This window comes from Allobosea sp. WAO (assembly GCF_001509835.1).
GTDB lineage: Bacteria > Pseudomonadota > Alphaproteobacteria > Rhizobiales > Beijerinckiaceae > Allobosea.
The window spans coordinates 73,848-89,221 of sequence record NZ_JXTJ01000007.1 but is presented as its reverse complement, the minus strand read 5'-3'; the positions used below and the strand labels follow the sequence as shown (position 1 = coordinate 89,221).

At 66.8% G+C, this 15,374-nt stretch carries 11 protein-coding genes; 4 read left to right on the top strand and 7 right to left on the bottom strand.

The features are described from left to right. Positions 1-137: 137 nt before the first annotated feature. From DK26_RS12910 to DK26_RS12900, 3 genes are read left to right on the top strand one after another with little or no spacing between them, the layout of a single operon-like run. Positions 138-1,583, top strand: coding sequence for an efflux transporter outer membrane subunit (locus DK26_RS12910; protein WP_248309958.1), 1,446 nt, complete (start codon positions 138-140; stop codon positions 1,581-1,583). Next, positions 1,580-2,785 carry an efflux RND transporter periplasmic adaptor subunit gene (locus DK26_RS12905; RefSeq protein WP_066472794.1) on the top strand — a complete coding sequence of 402 codons (1,206 nt, stop codon included), beginning with the start codon at positions 1,580-1,582 and terminating at the stop codon, positions 2,783-2,785. Before DK26_RS12910 ends, DK26_RS12905 begins: the two co-directional genes overlap by 4 nt. 4 nt (positions 2,786-2,789) lie before the next feature. Continuing rightward, positions 2,790-4,745 (top strand): MacB family efflux pump subunit, encoded by a 1,956-nt coding sequence (locus tag DK26_RS12900; RefSeq protein WP_066472793.1) that lies wholly within the window; start codon positions 2,790-2,792, stop codon positions 4,743-4,745. 104 nt (positions 4,746-4,849) lie between these two features. Here the strand turns inward: DK26_RS12900 and DK26_RS12895 are convergent, their stop codons facing one another. The 6 genes from DK26_RS12895 to DK26_RS12870 form a co-directional block, all read right to left on the bottom strand. Beyond that, a complete protein-coding gene (locus DK26_RS12895; protein ID WP_066472791.1) occupies positions 4,850-6,712 on the bottom strand; it encodes an ABC transporter ATP-binding protein in 1,863 nt (620 codons plus the stop codon). Between the two features lie 70 nt (positions 6,713-6,782). Beyond that, positions 6,783-8,507 (bottom strand): ABC transporter ATP-binding protein/permease, encoded by a 1,725-nt coding sequence (locus tag DK26_RS12890; RefSeq protein WP_066472789.1) that lies wholly within the window; start codon positions 8,505-8,507, stop codon positions 6,783-6,785. Further along, complete coding sequence (locus DK26_RS12885) at positions 8,504-9,397, bottom strand: ChaN family lipoprotein (RefSeq protein ID WP_066472786.1); 894 nt, start codon at positions 9,395-9,397, stop codon at positions 8,504-8,506. The genes DK26_RS12890 and DK26_RS12885 overlap by 4 nt, the downstream gene beginning before the upstream one ends. Continuing rightward, positions 9,390-10,142: a hypothetical protein gene (locus DK26_RS12880; protein ID WP_157089640.1), complete on the bottom strand. Its 753-nt coding sequence runs from the start codon at positions 10,140-10,142 to the stop codon at positions 9,390-9,392. Before DK26_RS12880 ends, DK26_RS12885 begins: the two co-directional genes overlap by 8 nt. A 105-nt stretch (positions 10,143-10,247) precedes the next feature. Continuing rightward, entirely contained in the window at positions 10,248-12,509 is a 2,262-nt protein-coding gene (locus tag DK26_RS12875; protein ID WP_066472780.1) for a TonB-dependent hemoglobin/transferrin/lactoferrin family receptor, read from the bottom strand. Positions 12,510-12,883: 374 nt separating this feature from the next. Next, positions 12,884-13,894, bottom strand: a complete 1,011-nt coding sequence (locus tag DK26_RS12870; RefSeq protein ID WP_248309957.1) for an amidohydrolase family protein — start codon at positions 13,892-13,894, stop codon at positions 12,884-12,886. 260 nt (positions 13,895-14,154) lie between these two features. Here DK26_RS12870 and DK26_RS29655 point away from each other — a divergent pair, with 260 nt between their 5' ends. Continuing rightward, entirely contained in the window at positions 14,155-14,346 is a 192-nt protein-coding gene (locus tag DK26_RS29655) for a hypothetical protein (protein WP_248309956.1), read from the top strand. Here DK26_RS29655 and DK26_RS12865 read toward each other — a convergent pair. Continuing rightward, on the bottom strand, positions 14,331-15,356 hold the full coding sequence (locus DK26_RS12865) for an ABC transporter substrate-binding protein (protein ID WP_066472778.1): 1,026 nt from the start codon (positions 15,354-15,356) through the stop codon (positions 14,331-14,333). The genes DK26_RS29655 and DK26_RS12865 overlap by 16 nt on opposite strands. Between the last annotated feature and the right edge of the window lie 18 nt (positions 15,357-15,374).

The following is a 15,374-nucleotide window of genomic DNA, read 5'->3' as shown; positions in this document are numbered from 1 at the left end:
ATTCGTGCATGGCGCCTCATCGGTGCCGACACGCGCCTTTCCGCTGGAGCGGTGACGGTGTCAACCCGGCGGAAGTGAAGGATATGCGCTTCGGCGACAGGCGGACATCGGACCTGGTAGGCCTCCTCGCTCTGCCTATGCTTCTTGGCCTCGGCGCCTGCGCGGTCGGTCCCGATTTTGTCCCGCCGACGCAAGCTTTGCCGGCGCAATGGAACGCGGCCTCGCAAGGCAATCGGCGCCCGCTTCCCTCCGAATGGTGGCGGCAGTTCAAGGACCCCGCCCTGAATCGCCTGGTCGAGGACGCCGTTACCGGCAATCTCGACGTCGCCCAGGCCAAGGCCCGCATTCGCGAGGCGAGGGCGAGCCGGATCCAGGCGATCGCGCCGCTGCTTCCCCAGGTCGACGGTTCGGCCTCGGCGACGCGCTCCCGTTCTGCCACCAGCGCGGATTCTTCTTTCGGCAACGTGACCCGCAACAGCTTCCGGGCCGGTCTCGATGCGTCCTGGGAGCTCGACCTCTTCGGAGGGCGCGACCGTGCCGTCGAGGCCGCGACCTATGGCGTCGATGCCGCTGATGACGATCTCGACGGCGTACTGCTGACGCTCGTCGGCGATGTTGCCTCGACGGTCATCGAGGTGCGCGGCTTCCAGGCTCGCATCGCGCTGGCGCGGCGCACCGCGGCGACGCAGCGCGAGACCGAGGCCTTGACCAAGGTGCGCTTTCAGGCAGGCGCGGTCTCGGCGACCGATACCGCCCGGGCAACCGCGCAGGTCGCGAGCACGGAAGCGCAGATACCCGCACTGGAGATCGCGCTCGCAGAAGGCCTCAACCGCATCGCCGTGCTGACCGGCAGGCCGCCTTCGGCGGTCGCGGCTCGCCTGGTCGGTGTCGGGCCGGTGCCGTCGACGCCTGCGCCGCCGGCTGCCGGGGTGCCTGCCGACGTCCTGCGCAATCGCCCGGATGTTCGCCGCGCGGAGCGCCTGCTCGGCCAGGCGACGGCGCGCATCGGCCAGGCCGAGGCTGCCCGCTACCCATCGGTCAGCCTGACCGGCAGCATCTCGACCTCGGCGCTGAAGCTCGGGGACCTCGCGAAGAACACTGCGATCGGCTGGTCGATCGGGCCTTCGCTAAGCGTGCCGATCTTCAACGGCGGCGAGCTCGTGGCCGCCGTCGACGCGGCGCGCGCCCAGCGCGACCAGTCCGATGCGGCGCTGCGTCTGGCCGTGCTGAGCGCGCTGCAGGATGTCGAGAATGCGCTCGTCGGGCTGCGCCAGGAGCGGCTGCGTCTGGCGAGCCTTGCCAAGGCGGCGGCTGCCTCAGGCGAGGCGGCGAAGCTGTCGCAGGCGCTCTACCGCTCGGGCGGGATCAGCTTCCTCGATGTGCTCGACGCCGAGCGCTCGCAGTACAGCGCCGAAGATTCGTTGATCCAGAGCCGGATCGCCCTGGCCAACCGGTTCATCGCGCTCAACAAGGCGCTTGGCGGCGGCTGGCTCAGGCCGGTCGAGGTGTCGCGTCCCAGGGTCGAAGACCCACCGCAAGGGCCGCGCCTGCGAGCCCTGATCCTGGAGCCGCTGCAACCATGAGAATGCGCCGCGCCACCTTGCTGCTGCTCGTGCTCGGGACGCTGGGGGCAGGCGGCTATGCTTTGCGCTCGCAGCAGGCGTCGCAACCCGCCGCCGCCCCGCTTCCGACGGTCGCAGCAGCGATCGGCGATGTCGAGGAAGCCGTGCTCGCCAGCGGGGCTCTAGAGCCGGTCAGGCAGGTCAGCGTCGGTGCGCAGGCTTCGGGACGCCTGAATTCGCTCAAGGTGGCTCTCGGACAGCATGTCGCTCAGGGCGACCTGATCGCCGAGATCGATGCCGTGACCCAGCAGAACGCCCTGCGGTCGGCGGAAGCCGAGGTCGCGGTGATGCATGCGCAGCGCGAGGAGAGGCTGGCGAGCCTCGCCTACGCGGAGTCCGTGCTGGCGCGTCAGAAGCAGATGCTCGGCCAGAATGCCGTCTCGCGCGACGATTTCGAATCGGCCGAGATGACGGTGCGCACGACGCGCGCCCAGATCGCGGCCCTCGACGCGCAGATCATCTCCGGCAACGTCAAGGTCGAAACGGCGCGCGCCAATCTCGGCTATACGCGCGTCACGGCGCCCGCGGCCGGCACGGTTTTGGCCATCGTCACCCAGGAAGGCCAGACGGTGAATGCGGTCCAGTCGGCCCCCACCATCGTCGTGCTCGGCGATGTCTCGACCATGACGGTAAAGGCCAAGATCTCGGAAGCGGACGTCCTGCGCGTGAAGACGGGGCAGGAGGTCTTCTTTAGCGTGCTCGGGGCGCCCGACCGCCGCTTCCCCGGCAAGATCGCCTTCGTCGAACCGGCGCCCGATACGCTGAAGACGCAGAATTCCACGGGCGCTTCGGCGTCGTCGAGCGCGACGTCCTCGTCGACCTCCTCCGCCATCTACTACAACGCCCTCTTCGAGGTGCCGAACCCCGAAGGCAGGCTGCTGACTTCGATGACGGTGCAGGTGACGGTGGTCGTCGGCCGGGCCCGCGGCGTCGTCATCGTGCCGTCGACCGCGATCCGGCGTCGGGGGGACGGAGCCTGGCTGGACGTGCTCGGCGAGGACGGCAAGCCCGCGCCACGCCAGGTTACCGTCGGGCTCGACAACAAGATCGTCGCCGAGATCGCCTCCGGCCTGAAGGCCGGCGAGCGTGTCGTGACCGCGCGAGCGCCGGCGGGCGGTGCGGCGGGCGCGGCACGGCGCATGCGCGGCCCGCTCGGTTTCTGAGCCGATGGGCGTTCCGCTGATCAGGCTGAGCGGCGTCCGGCGCGATTTCGGCACCGGGGAGGCGGCCGTCGCGGCGCTCGACGGCGCCGAGCTGACGATCGAGGCCGGCGAGATGGTCGCGATCGTCGGCCCGTCGGGGTCCGGCAAGTCCACCTTGATGAACATCATCGGCTGCCTCGACCGGCCGACAGGCGGGAGCTACGAGATCGACGGGCGGCCGACGCGCGATCTCGGCCCCGACGAGTTGGCCCGCCTACGGCGCGAGTATTTCGGCTTCGTCTTCCAGCGCTATCATCTGCTGTCGGAGCTGACGGCGCTCGCCAATGTCGAGGTGCCGGCGATCTATGCCGGCGTCCCCGTAGAGCAAAGGCGCAGCCGCGCGGCCGCTCTGCTCGAGCGCCTCGGCCTCGGGGCCCGCAAGAGCCATCGCCCGGCCGAGATGTCGGGCGGCCAGCAGCAGCGCGTCTCGATCGCGCGGGCGCTGATGAATGGCGCGCGCGTTATCCTGGCCGACGAGCCGACCGGCGCACTCGATAGCAAGAGCGGCGAAGAAATGCTGACCCTGCTCGAGGAACTCGGCCGCGAGGGCCACACGATCATCCTCGTGACGCACGACATGTCGGTCGCGGCCCGGGCCGAGCGCATCATCGAGCTGAGCGATGGCAGGATCGTCTCGGATCGGCGTAACCGGCCCGCCATGGGCGCTGGACAGAACCCGGCGCTCGAGGCGCCGGCGGGGGGATCGTGGCGCGGCGCGCTTGGCCGTCTGCGCGAGGCCTTCGGCATGGCGCTCCTGTCGATGCGCGCGCACAAGCTCCGTTCGGCGCTCACCATGCTCGGCATCGTGATCGGGATCGCCTCGGTGGTCAGCGTCGTCGCGCTCGGCGAGGGCTCGCGCCAGCAGGTCCTCGCCAATATCGCCGGTCTCGGCACCAACACGCTGGAGATATTCCCCGGCACGGGCTTCGGCGACCGAAGGTCCAGCCAAATCAAGACGCTGACCGTCGCCGATGCCCAGATCCTCGCCAGCCAGCCCTATGCCGCCGGCGTGACGCCGACCGTCTCCACAACCGCAACCGTGCGCTTCGGCGCCACCGAGGCGACGGCGCTCGTCAACGGCGTCGGCGAGCAGTATTTCGAGGTCAGGGGCAGCACCTTGCTGCGCGGGCGGTTCTTCGACGCCGAAGACGTGCGGCGGCTCTCGCAGGACGTGGTGATCGACGAAAATGCGGCCGGCGTGCTCTTCACGCAGCCCGGCCAGGACCCGATCGGCAGCATCGTCCTGGTCGGTACCGTGCCGACGCGGGTGATCGGCGTGATGCGCCGGCAGCAGGGCGGCTTCGGCGGCAGCCAGAATCCCCAGGTCTTCCTGCCCTACACCACGGTCCAGGGCAGGTTTCTGGGTGACCTCTCGCTGCGCAGCATCACGCTGCGCGTCAACGACGACACGCCGATGGAGGCGGCCCAGGCGGCGGTCACCGAGCTCTTGATCCACCGTCATCGCGCGCAGGACTTCTTCATCCAGAACCTCGACGACATCCGGCAGGCGATCACCAGCAATAATGCGACCTTCGCGCTGCTCATCGCTTCGATCGCTGTGATCTCGCTGCTGGTCGGCGGCATCGGCGTCATGAACATCATGCTGGTTTCGGTGATCGAGCGCACCGGCGAGATCGGCCTGCGCATGGCCGTCGGCGCCCGGCGCGGCGACATCCTGAAGCAATTCCTGATCGAAGCCTCGCTGGTCTGCTTCATCGGCGGCGTGCTCGGCATCACGCTGGCGCTCTCGGTCGGGCTCGGCTTCGGGCTGGCGGGCTCGCCGGTGCGCTTCATCTACTCGGGCGAGGCCTTCGCCGCGGCGATCGCATGCTCGACGCTGATCGGCCTGACCTTCGGCTTCCTGCCGGCGCGCAATGCCGCGCAGCTCGATCCGGTCGAGGCGCTGGCGCGCGGCGCCTGAGCCTAGAGCATTTCCGCGTTTCTCCGAATCGCGGAAATGCTCTAGGTCTTTGTTTTATCGCATTTTCTTCACGCGAACCGGCGCCCACTTCGCTCGAAAATGCTCTACTGGAAGCCTTCCGCCTGCAACTCGAACAGCTCGGCATAACGGCCGCCCAGCGCCATCAGTGCGTCGTGGCTGCCGCTTTCGAGGATCGCGCCGTTCTCCAGCACCAGGATGCGGTCGGCCATGCGCACGGTCGCGAAGCGATGCGAGATCAGCAGGGCGGTGCTGGTCTCGCTGAGGTTGCGGAAGCGCGCGAAGATCGCCGCCTCGGCGCGGGCGTCCAGCGCCGCCGTCGGCTCGTCGAGGATCAGCAGGCTGGCATCGCGGAAATAGGCCCGCGCGATCGCGATCTTCTGCCACTCGCCGCCGGACAGATCGAGGCCGGCCACGAACATGCGCCCGAGCATCTGCTCGTAGCCTTGCGGCAGGCTTTCGATCAGCTCATGGGCGACGCTCTTTTGCGCGGCATCGACGATGCGCGGGCGATCCTCGATGCGCTCGACGCGGCCGATGCCGATATTTTCGGCGGCCGTCATGTGATAGCGCACGAAATCCTGGAAGATCGCGCCGACATGGCGTTGCAGATCGTCCAGCGCAAACTGGCGCAGGTCGATGCCGTCCACCAGGATGCGGCCTTCATCGGGATCGTAGAGGCGCGTCAGCAGCTTGACGATCGTGGTCTTGCCCGCGCCGTTCTCGCCGACTAGCGCCAAGGTCCCGCCCGCTGGCAGGGTGAAGCTGAGGTCGCGCAGCGCCCAGCGATCCGTGCCCGGATAGCGGAAGCCGACCTTCTCGAAGACGATGCCTTCACGCATCGGAGCGGGGAAGGCGACGGGCTTCTCCGGCACGGCCATGGAGGAGCGCATGTCCATGAAGGAGAAGAAGTCGTCGAGGTACTGGGCCTGGGACGCGATCTGCGTCAGCCCCAGGATCAGGCGCTCGAAAAGACCGTTCAACCGCAGCAGCGAGCCGGCGAGGAAGGTCAGGTCGCCGATGCTCAGCGCGCCGCTCAGCGTGCGCCAGGCGACCACCGCATAGGCTGCGTAATAGGCCAGCGATGCGATCGCCCCGAACAGGCTGCCCCAGAGCGCACGCCTCGCGGCGAGGTCGCGATTGGCCAGATGAACCCCGGCCGCCAATCCAGCGAAGCGCGCGGCGAGATGGCTGCCGAGGCCGAAGAGCTTGATCTCCTTGGCTGATTCGGCGGCCGAGCCGACATGCTGGATGTACTCTATCTGCCGGCGCTCTGAGGTAACGGCGACGTTCAGGCCGTATCCCTTGGCGTTGAAGTGCGCCTCGCCCGCCAGGGTCGGCAGAACCGCAAGGAGCAGCAGGAAGACCAGCAAGGGCGCGTACGCGACCAGCCCGGCGACGAACAGGATAAGCGTGACGCCATCCTGCGCCTGTCCGAGGACGGCGCTGAGGAGCGGATTTCCGATGTAGCGCTGGGCCCGGGCACGCTGCAGCCTGTCCTGCGCGGCGCTGGTCTCGATGTCGAGGAGATCGAGGCGTGCCACCTGCTCGATGAGAGCGACGCCGAGCGCATTGTCATGCAGCTCGGTCAGGATGCGCTCGACGAAGGTCCCGGCACGGGTCAGGACATTCGCCGCCGCCACCAGGAGGAATTCGAGCAGCAGCCAGCCGGCGACGGCGTTCAGTCGCCCGCTCTCGACCCAGTCGGCAAGGGTCGGCCCGGGCGCCGGGGTGGCGGTCTGCAGGATGATCTCGTCGACGATCAGCTTGCCGATGAACAGGACCAGTGGCGGCTGGATGGCCCGGAGCAGTCGCAGAAGGATGATCGTCGCGGCGAGTGCGGGGCTGGTGTTCCACAGCGAGCGCAGCAGCCGCGGCACGTGGACCCAGACTCGTCCCCGCCGCCGCAATGCATCTCGCAGCCCTTCCAGCAGAGTGGTGATGGACATCACAGGACCTTTCGGGGACGCGGCTGCGGGCGTGGCGCCTGCCTTATGTTCGACGCAGTGGGAGGAGGGCTCATGCCGTCAGAGCGGCGCCCGGCAGCAGGGGCGTGGCCTTATCGCGCTCCGCCAGGTGGATCGCGCGGTACTCTCCGATGCCAAGCGGAGGGCGGTGCGCGATCAGCACGAGTGCGGCGGATGGCAGCGCTTGGCGTAGCCGGCTCAGCAATTGTTGTTCGGCCTGCGGGTCGAGCGCACTCGTGGCCTCGTCGAGCACGATCCAGCCCGGCCGCTGCAGATGCAGGCGGGCGAGCGCCAGCCGCTGGCGTTCGCCGCCGGACAGGCCGCGGCGGGCATCGTTCCAGGTCGCTTCGTCGATCTCCCAGAGATCGGCCATGCCAACGGCCTCCAGCGCCTGCCGGTAGTCCTCAGCCTGGTAAGCTTCGGGCGCGGCGGGATAGGCCAGTGCGGACCTCAGATCTCCGAGCGGCAGATAGGCGAGCTGCGGCAGAAAGGCGGTGCCGAGCGCGGGACGCTCCAGACGACCTGAGCCATGGCGCCACAGCCCCGCCAGCGCCTTGATCAGGACGCTCTTGCCGTGGCCGGAGGGCGCGGCGATCCAGTAGGTTCCGCCGGCTTCGAAAGTCAGGTCCGGCACGGGCGCCAGGGGGCGGCCCTCCGGCGTCGCGAGCTTGACGTCGCTCAGGGCCATGCGGTCGCTCCGGCTCAATACCAGCGCGGATTGCGAGCCGTCGGCGGCCTGACTGGCGGCGTTGAGGAAATGGCTGAGCCGGCTGGCCGACGCCGCGAGCTCCGCAAGGTCCCGATACGAGAAGATGAACCAGGACAGCGTCGTCACGACGTTCTGGAAAGCCGAGCCGATCTGCATCAACCCGCCGAAAGTCACGCGCCCGGCGAGAAAGGCCGGAAGTGCCAGGAAGAGCGGGATGCGCAGCACCGTCTGGAAATAGGGTCTGGTGAAACAGCCGAGGATCAGTTCGCGATTGGCGAGACCCCGCCAGTTCCTGATGATCTCGCCGAAGCGCTGGGTCAGCAGGCGGCGTTCGGCCTCCTCGCCACTGGCCAGGGCCACTGCCTCGACATGCTCACGCAGCCGCGTCAGCGCAAAGCGGAAATCGGCTTCGCGGCGCTGCTGCTCGAAGGCCAGCGATTTCAGCGGCTTGCCGAGCCAATGGGTGACGCCACTCGATATCGCGACATAGAGCGGTGCGGCCCAGACCATGTAGCGCGGGATCTCGATGGCGACGCCGCCGACGGTGAACGCGAGTGGAAAGGTCGAGAGCGACCACAGGATCGTCACGAAGGAGACGAGCGCGACGATGTTGGTGATCAGCTCGATCGCCTCGCCGGTGAGCTTGTCGACGAAGATGCGGCAATCCTCGGCGATGCGCTGGTCGGGGTTGTCGAGGCCGTTGTCGGCGCGGTCGCGCAGATGCCAGTAGGACTTGTTCGCCAGCCAGCGGTCGAGCGCCGTCTCAGTCAGCGAACGCCGCCAGCGAATCTGCAGCATCTTGCGCAGGTAGCTGCCGCTCAGGAACAGCGTGACGCTGATCGCGATCAGGCCGAAGAAGATCGCGATCTGGCGCAGAGTCGCGTCGACGTCGAGCTTTTGAAGCGCGTTGTAGAAGTCGGCGGTCCAGGCGATCAGCCGGACCGAGACCTGCACTCCGGCGAGCCCCAAGCCGAGCACGAGGACGAAATAGATCAGCCCGGCCTTTCCTCCCGGTCCCGCGATGCAGAGCCGCGCCAGTAGCGCGATTTGCGAAAGAACATTGCTCACGCAGATGTTCCGGGAACGCGGCGCCTCGGGGAGGGCGGCTCAGGTGTGTCGAGCCGAAAGATCGCGTCGGCGATGCCTTTGAGGCTCGCGGCCTCATGGCTGGCGCGATCGGTCGGCAGCAGGACAGCGATCTCCTCGATGCCGAGGTGGCGTAGCTGGTAAGGGGTCCCGTGGCCGTATTCGAGATGGCCGCGGCCGATGATTCCGATGACGAGCGGATCGCCCGGCGTCGCCGCCAGATAGTCCGCGATGCCGCAGGCGAAGGCCCGGTCCCAGGTCTGCTGCGCCCGGATGAAACGGTCGAACCGTTCCGGCTCCATGGCTGGTGGACGGTCAGGACCGGCAAAGCCGCTCATGAGCGCCCGAAGATAGCGCCGGTAGCCGTCCGTCGCCGGGGCGGACGGTGTCAGGCCATCGCGTTCCTCGACCGGGATCGCATCCCAGCCGAGCTGACCGACACGGGTGACGAGCGGACGATGGCAGTTCAGCGCCAGCATCGGCACGCGCTGTTGGCGGCAGAAATGGAGCAGGGGCAGGTAGAGCTCCGGATCGAAGCCCCAGACCTGCGCCCATTCCGAACGCTCGATGAAGCTCGCAGTGTCCATCTCGCCCGCGACCCAGGCGTCGAGAACGGGCTGGACCCGGCGCGGGAACATCTCGAAGCCGACCGCCATTTGCGGCCGCAGCAGGTGCAGATAGGTCGTGACGTGCAGCTGCCAGCGATGAATCTCGGCGACGTCATGGGTCTCGCCGAGCAGCACGACGCGCTCTCCGGCGATGATGCGCATGAGGTCGGGCTGCGCGATCGCCTCGCCGTTGCGGGGCAGGAGCCAGGTTCCGCGCGGATGGGCCAGAAGCTCGGCAGTCTCGACGCGATTGGCTTCAGCCATGGTCGGCGCGCCATTCCGGTGGAACGCCTTCAAACGCGGCCGCCGGGCCGCGCAGCACGAGGCCGAACGAGGCGCCCTCGGCGTCCTGCGCATGCAGCTCGACCTCCGGCCCTTCGCCCATGCGCCGCCAACCCGAGATGGCGCCGGCGCGCAGATGCAGGTGGAAATCGGGTTGCATCAGATTGACGAAACCCATGGCCGGCTTCGGCTCGGGCAGGGCACCGCTCCAGAGCTGGTGCACGCCCGGCCGGCGCAGTTCGATGGCGATCGGCGTGCCGTTGCGCAGGATCGCGGCGAAGGTGGCGGCGCCGAGGTCGTCATCCGGCACATCCTGAGCGCCGCCCGCTCCCTCTTCGCGCGCGACGGGCTCGAGCGCCTCTCCGGGGCCGAAGCCGGCAAGCGCCTCGTCGAAAGGCTCCAGCCCGTCGAGGCCGATCAGGCTGAACAGCACCTCGCCTTCGGCATTCTGGCATTCGAGGCGCGGCAGCACACGCTCGCGCATCTTGCTCGTGCGGTCGGCGACGAGGCGGGTGACCACGGTGAGGTCGAGCGCGCTGTCATGCATCTCGCCGGAGAGGCGTGCAAAATCGCCTTCGATCTGCACCTTCTCGACCACGCCCATGCGCTCATGCGTCGCGCCGGCGGCGCGAGCGCTGAGCATGACGCGGCCCATGCCTGGGAGTTTGGCGAGGATCTCGGCCGGAGCCTGACTCAACAATTCGCGGGGAAGGCTCGTAGCGGTCATCGTGATCTCCAAAAAGAGTTGCGGCGCTCCGGGGTCTCGCTCGGAGCGCCGCCGAGCGGCATGCCCTGTCGGGCGGGCCGTCGTAAGGCGGAAGAGGCGATCGTTTCAGAACTCGACGGAGGCGGCGAGCTTGAAGGTGCGGCCCGGCGCGGTCTGCAGTTCGAGCGGATTGGTCGCTGCGGTCGCAGCGGAAACAGGCACCTTGTCGAAGCCGTAGACGTTCGAGAAGTAGCGCTTGTCGAAGATGTTCTGGACGCCGCCGCGCACGGTGATGAACGAGGTCGGCTTCCAGTTCAGGAAGGCATCGAACACCGAATAGCCGCCCGGCTTGAACTTGGCCGGCGTGCTGGCGCGGGTGACGCCCGAGCCGAAGGTGCCGATGAACTCGGCCTCCAGGCCGTACTCCGGCATCAGGTACTTCAGGCCGGCCACGGCGGTCAGGGGGCTGATCGAATTGTAGGGTGTGGTCAGGGCGCCGGCGTCCTCCTTCTGCGTACCGTACTGGTAGCTGAGCGACACATTGCCGATCCAGCGCTCATGGAACTTCCACTCGGCCGACGCCTCGATGCCTGAGATCTTGACGCTCGCAAGGTTGCGATAGGTCAGGTCCACCGTTCCGGGGATCGTGGCGAAGTTCTGGATGAAGTCCTTGTAGTCGGCATGGAAGACACCGACCGAGAACCAGCCATTGGCGAAGCGGCCGCGCAGGCCGGCCTCGTAGGACTTGACGGTCTCTGGCTTGAGATCGGGGTTCGGGATCAGGTTCTGGTTGCCGAAGGGCAGCGAGGTGTAGAGCTGCTGCGCAGTTGGCATTTTGAAGCCCTGCGCGTAGCGGGCATAGAGCGAATAGGTGTCGTCGAGCTTGAAGAGGGTCCCGACCTGCGGGATCAGCTTGTGGGAGTCGATGTCGCGCGGTTCCTTGCCCGGCACGATCACATAGCCGGCCCCGATGCTCGGCTCGATCTTGTAGTTGGCGTAGCGAACGCCCGGCGTGATCGTCCAGCGGCCGTTCAGCAGCTCGATCTCGTCCTGCAGGAAGAAGTCATAGCGCGTGGTGGTCGCATTGGCGAAGTTGAAGCCGCCTGCGATCGTCGTCGTGGTAACGCCGGTCGTCATGTTGCGGACGTCGTCGCGACGCTCATAATCAGTCCTGGTGATGTCGCCCTGGAAGCCGTAGGTCAGCTTGTGGAAGGTCGAGCCCAGCGCGAAGCTCGACTTGGCCTCGATGTCGAGCTGCGAGAACTTCTCGGAGTAGTCCAGGATGCCGCGCGTGAAGCGCTGCTGGCGATTCGCAAGCGTTTGCAATCGCTTATTGGTCATCTCGCGCTTTTGCGGCGAGAAGGACGCCTGCCAGCGGATCGAGTCGAGGAAGCTGGCGCCGACATCCCAATGATGCTCGAGCGCGATGCGCTGGCGCGACTTCACCTCGTCCCGCACATAGGGGCCGTTGCGGGTGCCCAAGCTGACGACATTGTAGTCCCAGAGCTGGTTCACCGTCGAAGAGTTGTCGAAATACTCGCCGGTCAGCTTGAACGTGTGATCGGTCGTCGGCTTGAAGACCAGCTTGCCGAACGCATTCCACACGGTGCTGTCGAGCGGGTTCAGCGTGTCGCAGCCGAGATAGCGCAGGCTCGGTACCGGGCAGCCCCAGCGGCCGCCATCGGCGCGGGCGCGGCTGAGCTTGGCTTCCTGCGCGGTCGTGTGACTCAGGCCGAAGATCGCCTCGAGCGTCGGCGTCAGCCTGAACGCTGCGGTGCCGGTCTTGGTGAAGGCACGGTTGAAGCTGTCGTAGTTGGCATCGAGCTTGACCGCGTAGGGCTTGTCCTTGCCTTTGAGCAGGTCCTGCGGGTCGAGCGTCCGGAACGAGACGATGCCGCCGAGCGCATCTGCGCCCCAAAGCACCGAACCCGGCCCGCGCACGATCTCGACGCTCTTCAGGAACGGCATGTCGACGAAGTTGCGGTTGCCGTCGGTGATGCGCTCGATCACGCGCGATCCGTCGACCTGCATCTGCACGCGGTTTCCACCGACGCCGCGGATGGTGAAACCTTCGTAGTTGCCGAACGGGTCCGTGCCGCTGGTGATGCGGTTGACGCTGACGCCGGGCTGGTAGCGCACGAGGTCTTGGATGTCGCGCGTCATGCGCTCTTCGAGTTCCGCGCGCGGAATGACCGTGACGTTACCGGGGACATCCAAGGCCTGCTTTTCGCCGCGGGTCGCCGTCACGGTGATCTGGTCGAGGGAAATCGTCCCGGCTTCAGCGCCCGCAGGCGCGGTTCCCCCGGCGTTCTGGGCAAAGGACATCGCGATGGGCGATGTCGAGAACAGCAATGCTGCCAGTACAAATAGATTGTAATTGTTCTTCATAGCCGAGCCCGGTTCGGAGATGTGGGCTGTCTACTATATGATTCGAAATTTTCGCAAACAGATTCATCGCAAGGAGATAAGTAAATAACTGGTCGGTTTCTAAACTGAATTGCTCATGTTCGTAGGTATAGAGTTGAATTGTTCAAAATTGGATCTTGAGTCATCATCAGGGATGAGCGGATTGCCCTTCTGCCGCCCGCCCCCTGCGATCAGGGGGGCAACTCCCCTAGCTGCGGAAGGCCTCCAGCAACTCGGTCTTCGAGCGGATGGTTTCGATCGGATGACGTCGGCATTCATCGCCGCGATCACACCAATGATCCGATTGAACACCGAACAGCACATAGCGGCTGGAGGCCCGCACAGCGGCATCTCGCCTAGCCGCACCCCGCATGCTCGAACCAGCGCGCAGTCGCGTCCTCCAATGCAGGCCAGGCAGCTCGCATCGAGGCAAAGTTCGGCAGATTCTTCCGAAAGAGCGACCGCAGCTCCGTCTGGAGGGCGCCGAGATCGACCCCGGTCGGCGTTCCGTCGCGCACGATACGGCGGCCGGCTACCACGACGTCGCGGACGCAACTTGCATTGCCGCGCGCGAAGAACAGGTCGAGCGGCTCCACTGGCATGATGGCATCGCGGTCGAGCCGGTCGAGGTCGATCACCGTGAAGTCAGCCGGCGCGCCGGTGCCGAGCACGCCTCGCCCCGGCGCACCGACAGCCCGGCGACCATTGCGGACTACCAGCTCCAGGAATTCCGCGCGGGTCCAGTTGCGCCTGAAGCCGAGCCCGTCATGCGCGAGCTGGACGAGGCGCATTTCGCGGATGGCGTCGTCATCGTCGTCGAGCGCGGCGCCGTCGACACCGACGGCGATGGCGCAGCCGCGCCGGTGCGCGTCCGCGATCGGCCCGAGGCCGGAATGCAGGTGCAGGTTCGAGCTGAAATTGGTCACGATGGTTGCGCCGGCATCCGCGATCATGTCGAGCTCGTCCGGCCGGGCATGGACACAATGGGCAAGCGTCAGCCGGTCCGACAGCAGCCCGATATCCCTGAGGTAGCGCACCATTCCGCCCGGAAAGGTCCTGTCGGCCCAGGCGCGCTGATAGATCGTCTCCAGCAGATGCATGTGGACCCGGCGCCCGGTCGCAGCAGAACGCTCGGCGATGGCCTCGAGCAGCGCAGCCGAGCACCATTGCACCCCGGCCGGGCCATACTGCACGTCGACCAGTGGGCCGGCGATGGCGGCGTGGATCTCGTCGACCAGATCGAGATAGGCGGCGGGCGGGGAGGGTGTCCTGACGAACAGCGCCTCAACGGGCTGGCGCGCTTCGGCCGGAAGCGCGTCGAGAAGCGCATGGCTGTCGCCGTAGACGAGCGCGTTCTGGTCGCGCACCGCAATGCGAAGGCGATGCGGATACCGACATCGCCTGCGGCCCGGGCGATCTGCCGGGTCTCCTCGACGATCGGCATGGTGCCGCTGGGGCGGGTGTAATGCACCATCATGGCGCCGCAGCCGGCGCGCGCCGACCGTGCGAGCGAGGCTGCCGCGGCGAGATACGGGTCGGGCGGCGTGCCGAGCGCGGAGCGCAGGATCCAGGTCTCCAATGGCATGTTGGACGCGCCGAAGGAGATCGCACTCGGCCGCGCATGGTCATGCGCGTTGACGAGAGCCGGAATGATCAGACGGCGCGGACCCGGTTGCGGCGCCTGATCGGGCAGGACGGCGCCGACGGCGCCGTCCACATATTGAAGCGCGGCATTCGCGAAGAGCTCCTTGCCGGTGAACAGGCTCGTCGCGAACTCCGTTTCGCTCATGGCGTGTTCCGCTCTCAGTTCGGCGTGTAGATCAGCTCGCGCTCGCCCTTCGGCGGCAGGAACTGGCGCGAGAAGATCTCCTCCGGCTTCGGCGTGCGGCCAAGCTGGTAGCCCTCGACGATGATGCCGATGGCGCGGGCCATGCGGTCGTCCTTGGTGTCGCCGACGCCGATCTCCTTCATCTCGGGCGAGACGATGAGCTCGCTGAATGAGTACTGCAGGCGCTGCTTCTCGATCTTCTCGTCGACGAGATTGTCGAAGTTCATCACGCCCTTCATGCCGAGATTCTGGTCCTTGCCGATCTCGAGCATGGCCTTGTTGGTGGCGCGGACCAGCCCGGCGACGGCCTTCGGATTCTCCTTGAGCAGCTTCTGCGAGACCATCAGCCCATTGGAATAGAGGTCGAGGCCGTAATCGCCGAACATTAGCCAGTTGAAGTCCTTCTGCGGGTCCTGCCGGTTGAGCAGCAGGTTGAAGTAGCTGGTGATGTTGAAGATCAGTGCGCCGTCGATCTCGCCCTTGATCAGCAAGGGCTCCTGCAGGTTCGGCGCCATGTTCGAGAGCTTGATCTTGCTCATGTCTACGCCGTTCTTGCGCGCGAAGACCTCGAGCAGGCGCGTCGTCGGCGTGCCCTGCGAGCCACCGAGCGTCTTGCCTTCCAGATCCTTCGGCTTGGCGATGCCGGTCGTCTTCTTGCTGGAGATCGCGAAGGGCGGGCGGTTCCAGATCATGTAGACCATGACCGGGTTCTCGCCGGGCTTGGCCGCGGCGTTCTGGATGATCGCATTGACGTCGCCGAAACCGGCGTCATAGGCGCCGCCCATGATGCGGGTCACCGTCGCGCCCGAGCCCTCGCCCTGGTCGATCACGACGTTCAGCCCCTCGGCCTTGTAGTAGCCCTTGTCGCGCGCGACGAAGAAGGCGGCGTCCGAGCCTTGGGTCTTCCAGCCCAGGGTGAACTTGATGGTCGTCTCCTGGCCCAGCGCGGAGCCGGCCAGTGCGAAGCTCGCGAGTAGGGCCGCAGTCAGTGTCTTGAGCATGGTCTTTCCCCTCTTGTT

What these genes read in the sequence shown, in the direction of transcription:
- DK26_RS12905 (WP_066472794.1), top strand. Translation starts at nt 1,580, where the DNA reads ATGAGAATGCGCCGCGCCACCTTGCTGCTGCTCGTGCTCGGGACGCTG.
- DK26_RS12910 (WP_248309958.1), top strand. Translation starts at nt 138, where the DNA reads ATGCTTCTTGGCCTCGGCGCCTGCGCGGTCGGTCCCGATTTTGTCCCG.
- DK26_RS12895 (WP_066472791.1), bottom strand. Translation starts at nt 6,712, where the DNA reads ATGTCCATCACCACTCTGCTGGAAGGGCTGCGAGATGCATTGCGGCGG.
- DK26_RS29655 (WP_248309956.1), top strand. Translation starts at nt 14,155, where the DNA reads ATGCGCGTTGACGAGAGCCGGAATGATCAGACGGCGCGGACCCGGTTG.
- DK26_RS12880 (WP_157089640.1), bottom strand. Translation starts at nt 10,142, where the DNA reads ATGACCGCTACGAGCCTTCCCCGCGAATTGTTGAGTCAGGCTCCGGCC.
- DK26_RS12865 (WP_066472778.1), bottom strand. Translation starts at nt 15,356, where the DNA reads ATGCTCAAGACACTGACTGCGGCCCTACTCGCGAGCTTCGCACTGGCC.
- DK26_RS12900 (WP_066472793.1), top strand. Translation starts at nt 2,790, where the DNA reads ATGGGCGTTCCGCTGATCAGGCTGAGCGGCGTCCGGCGCGATTTCGGC.
- DK26_RS12885 (WP_066472786.1), bottom strand. Translation starts at nt 9,397, where the DNA reads ATGGCTGAAGCCAATCGCGTCGAGACTGCCGAGCTTCTGGCCCATCCG.
- DK26_RS12875 (WP_066472780.1), bottom strand. Translation starts at nt 12,509, where the DNA reads ATGAAGAACAATTACAATCTATTTGTACTGGCAGCATTGCTGTTCTCG.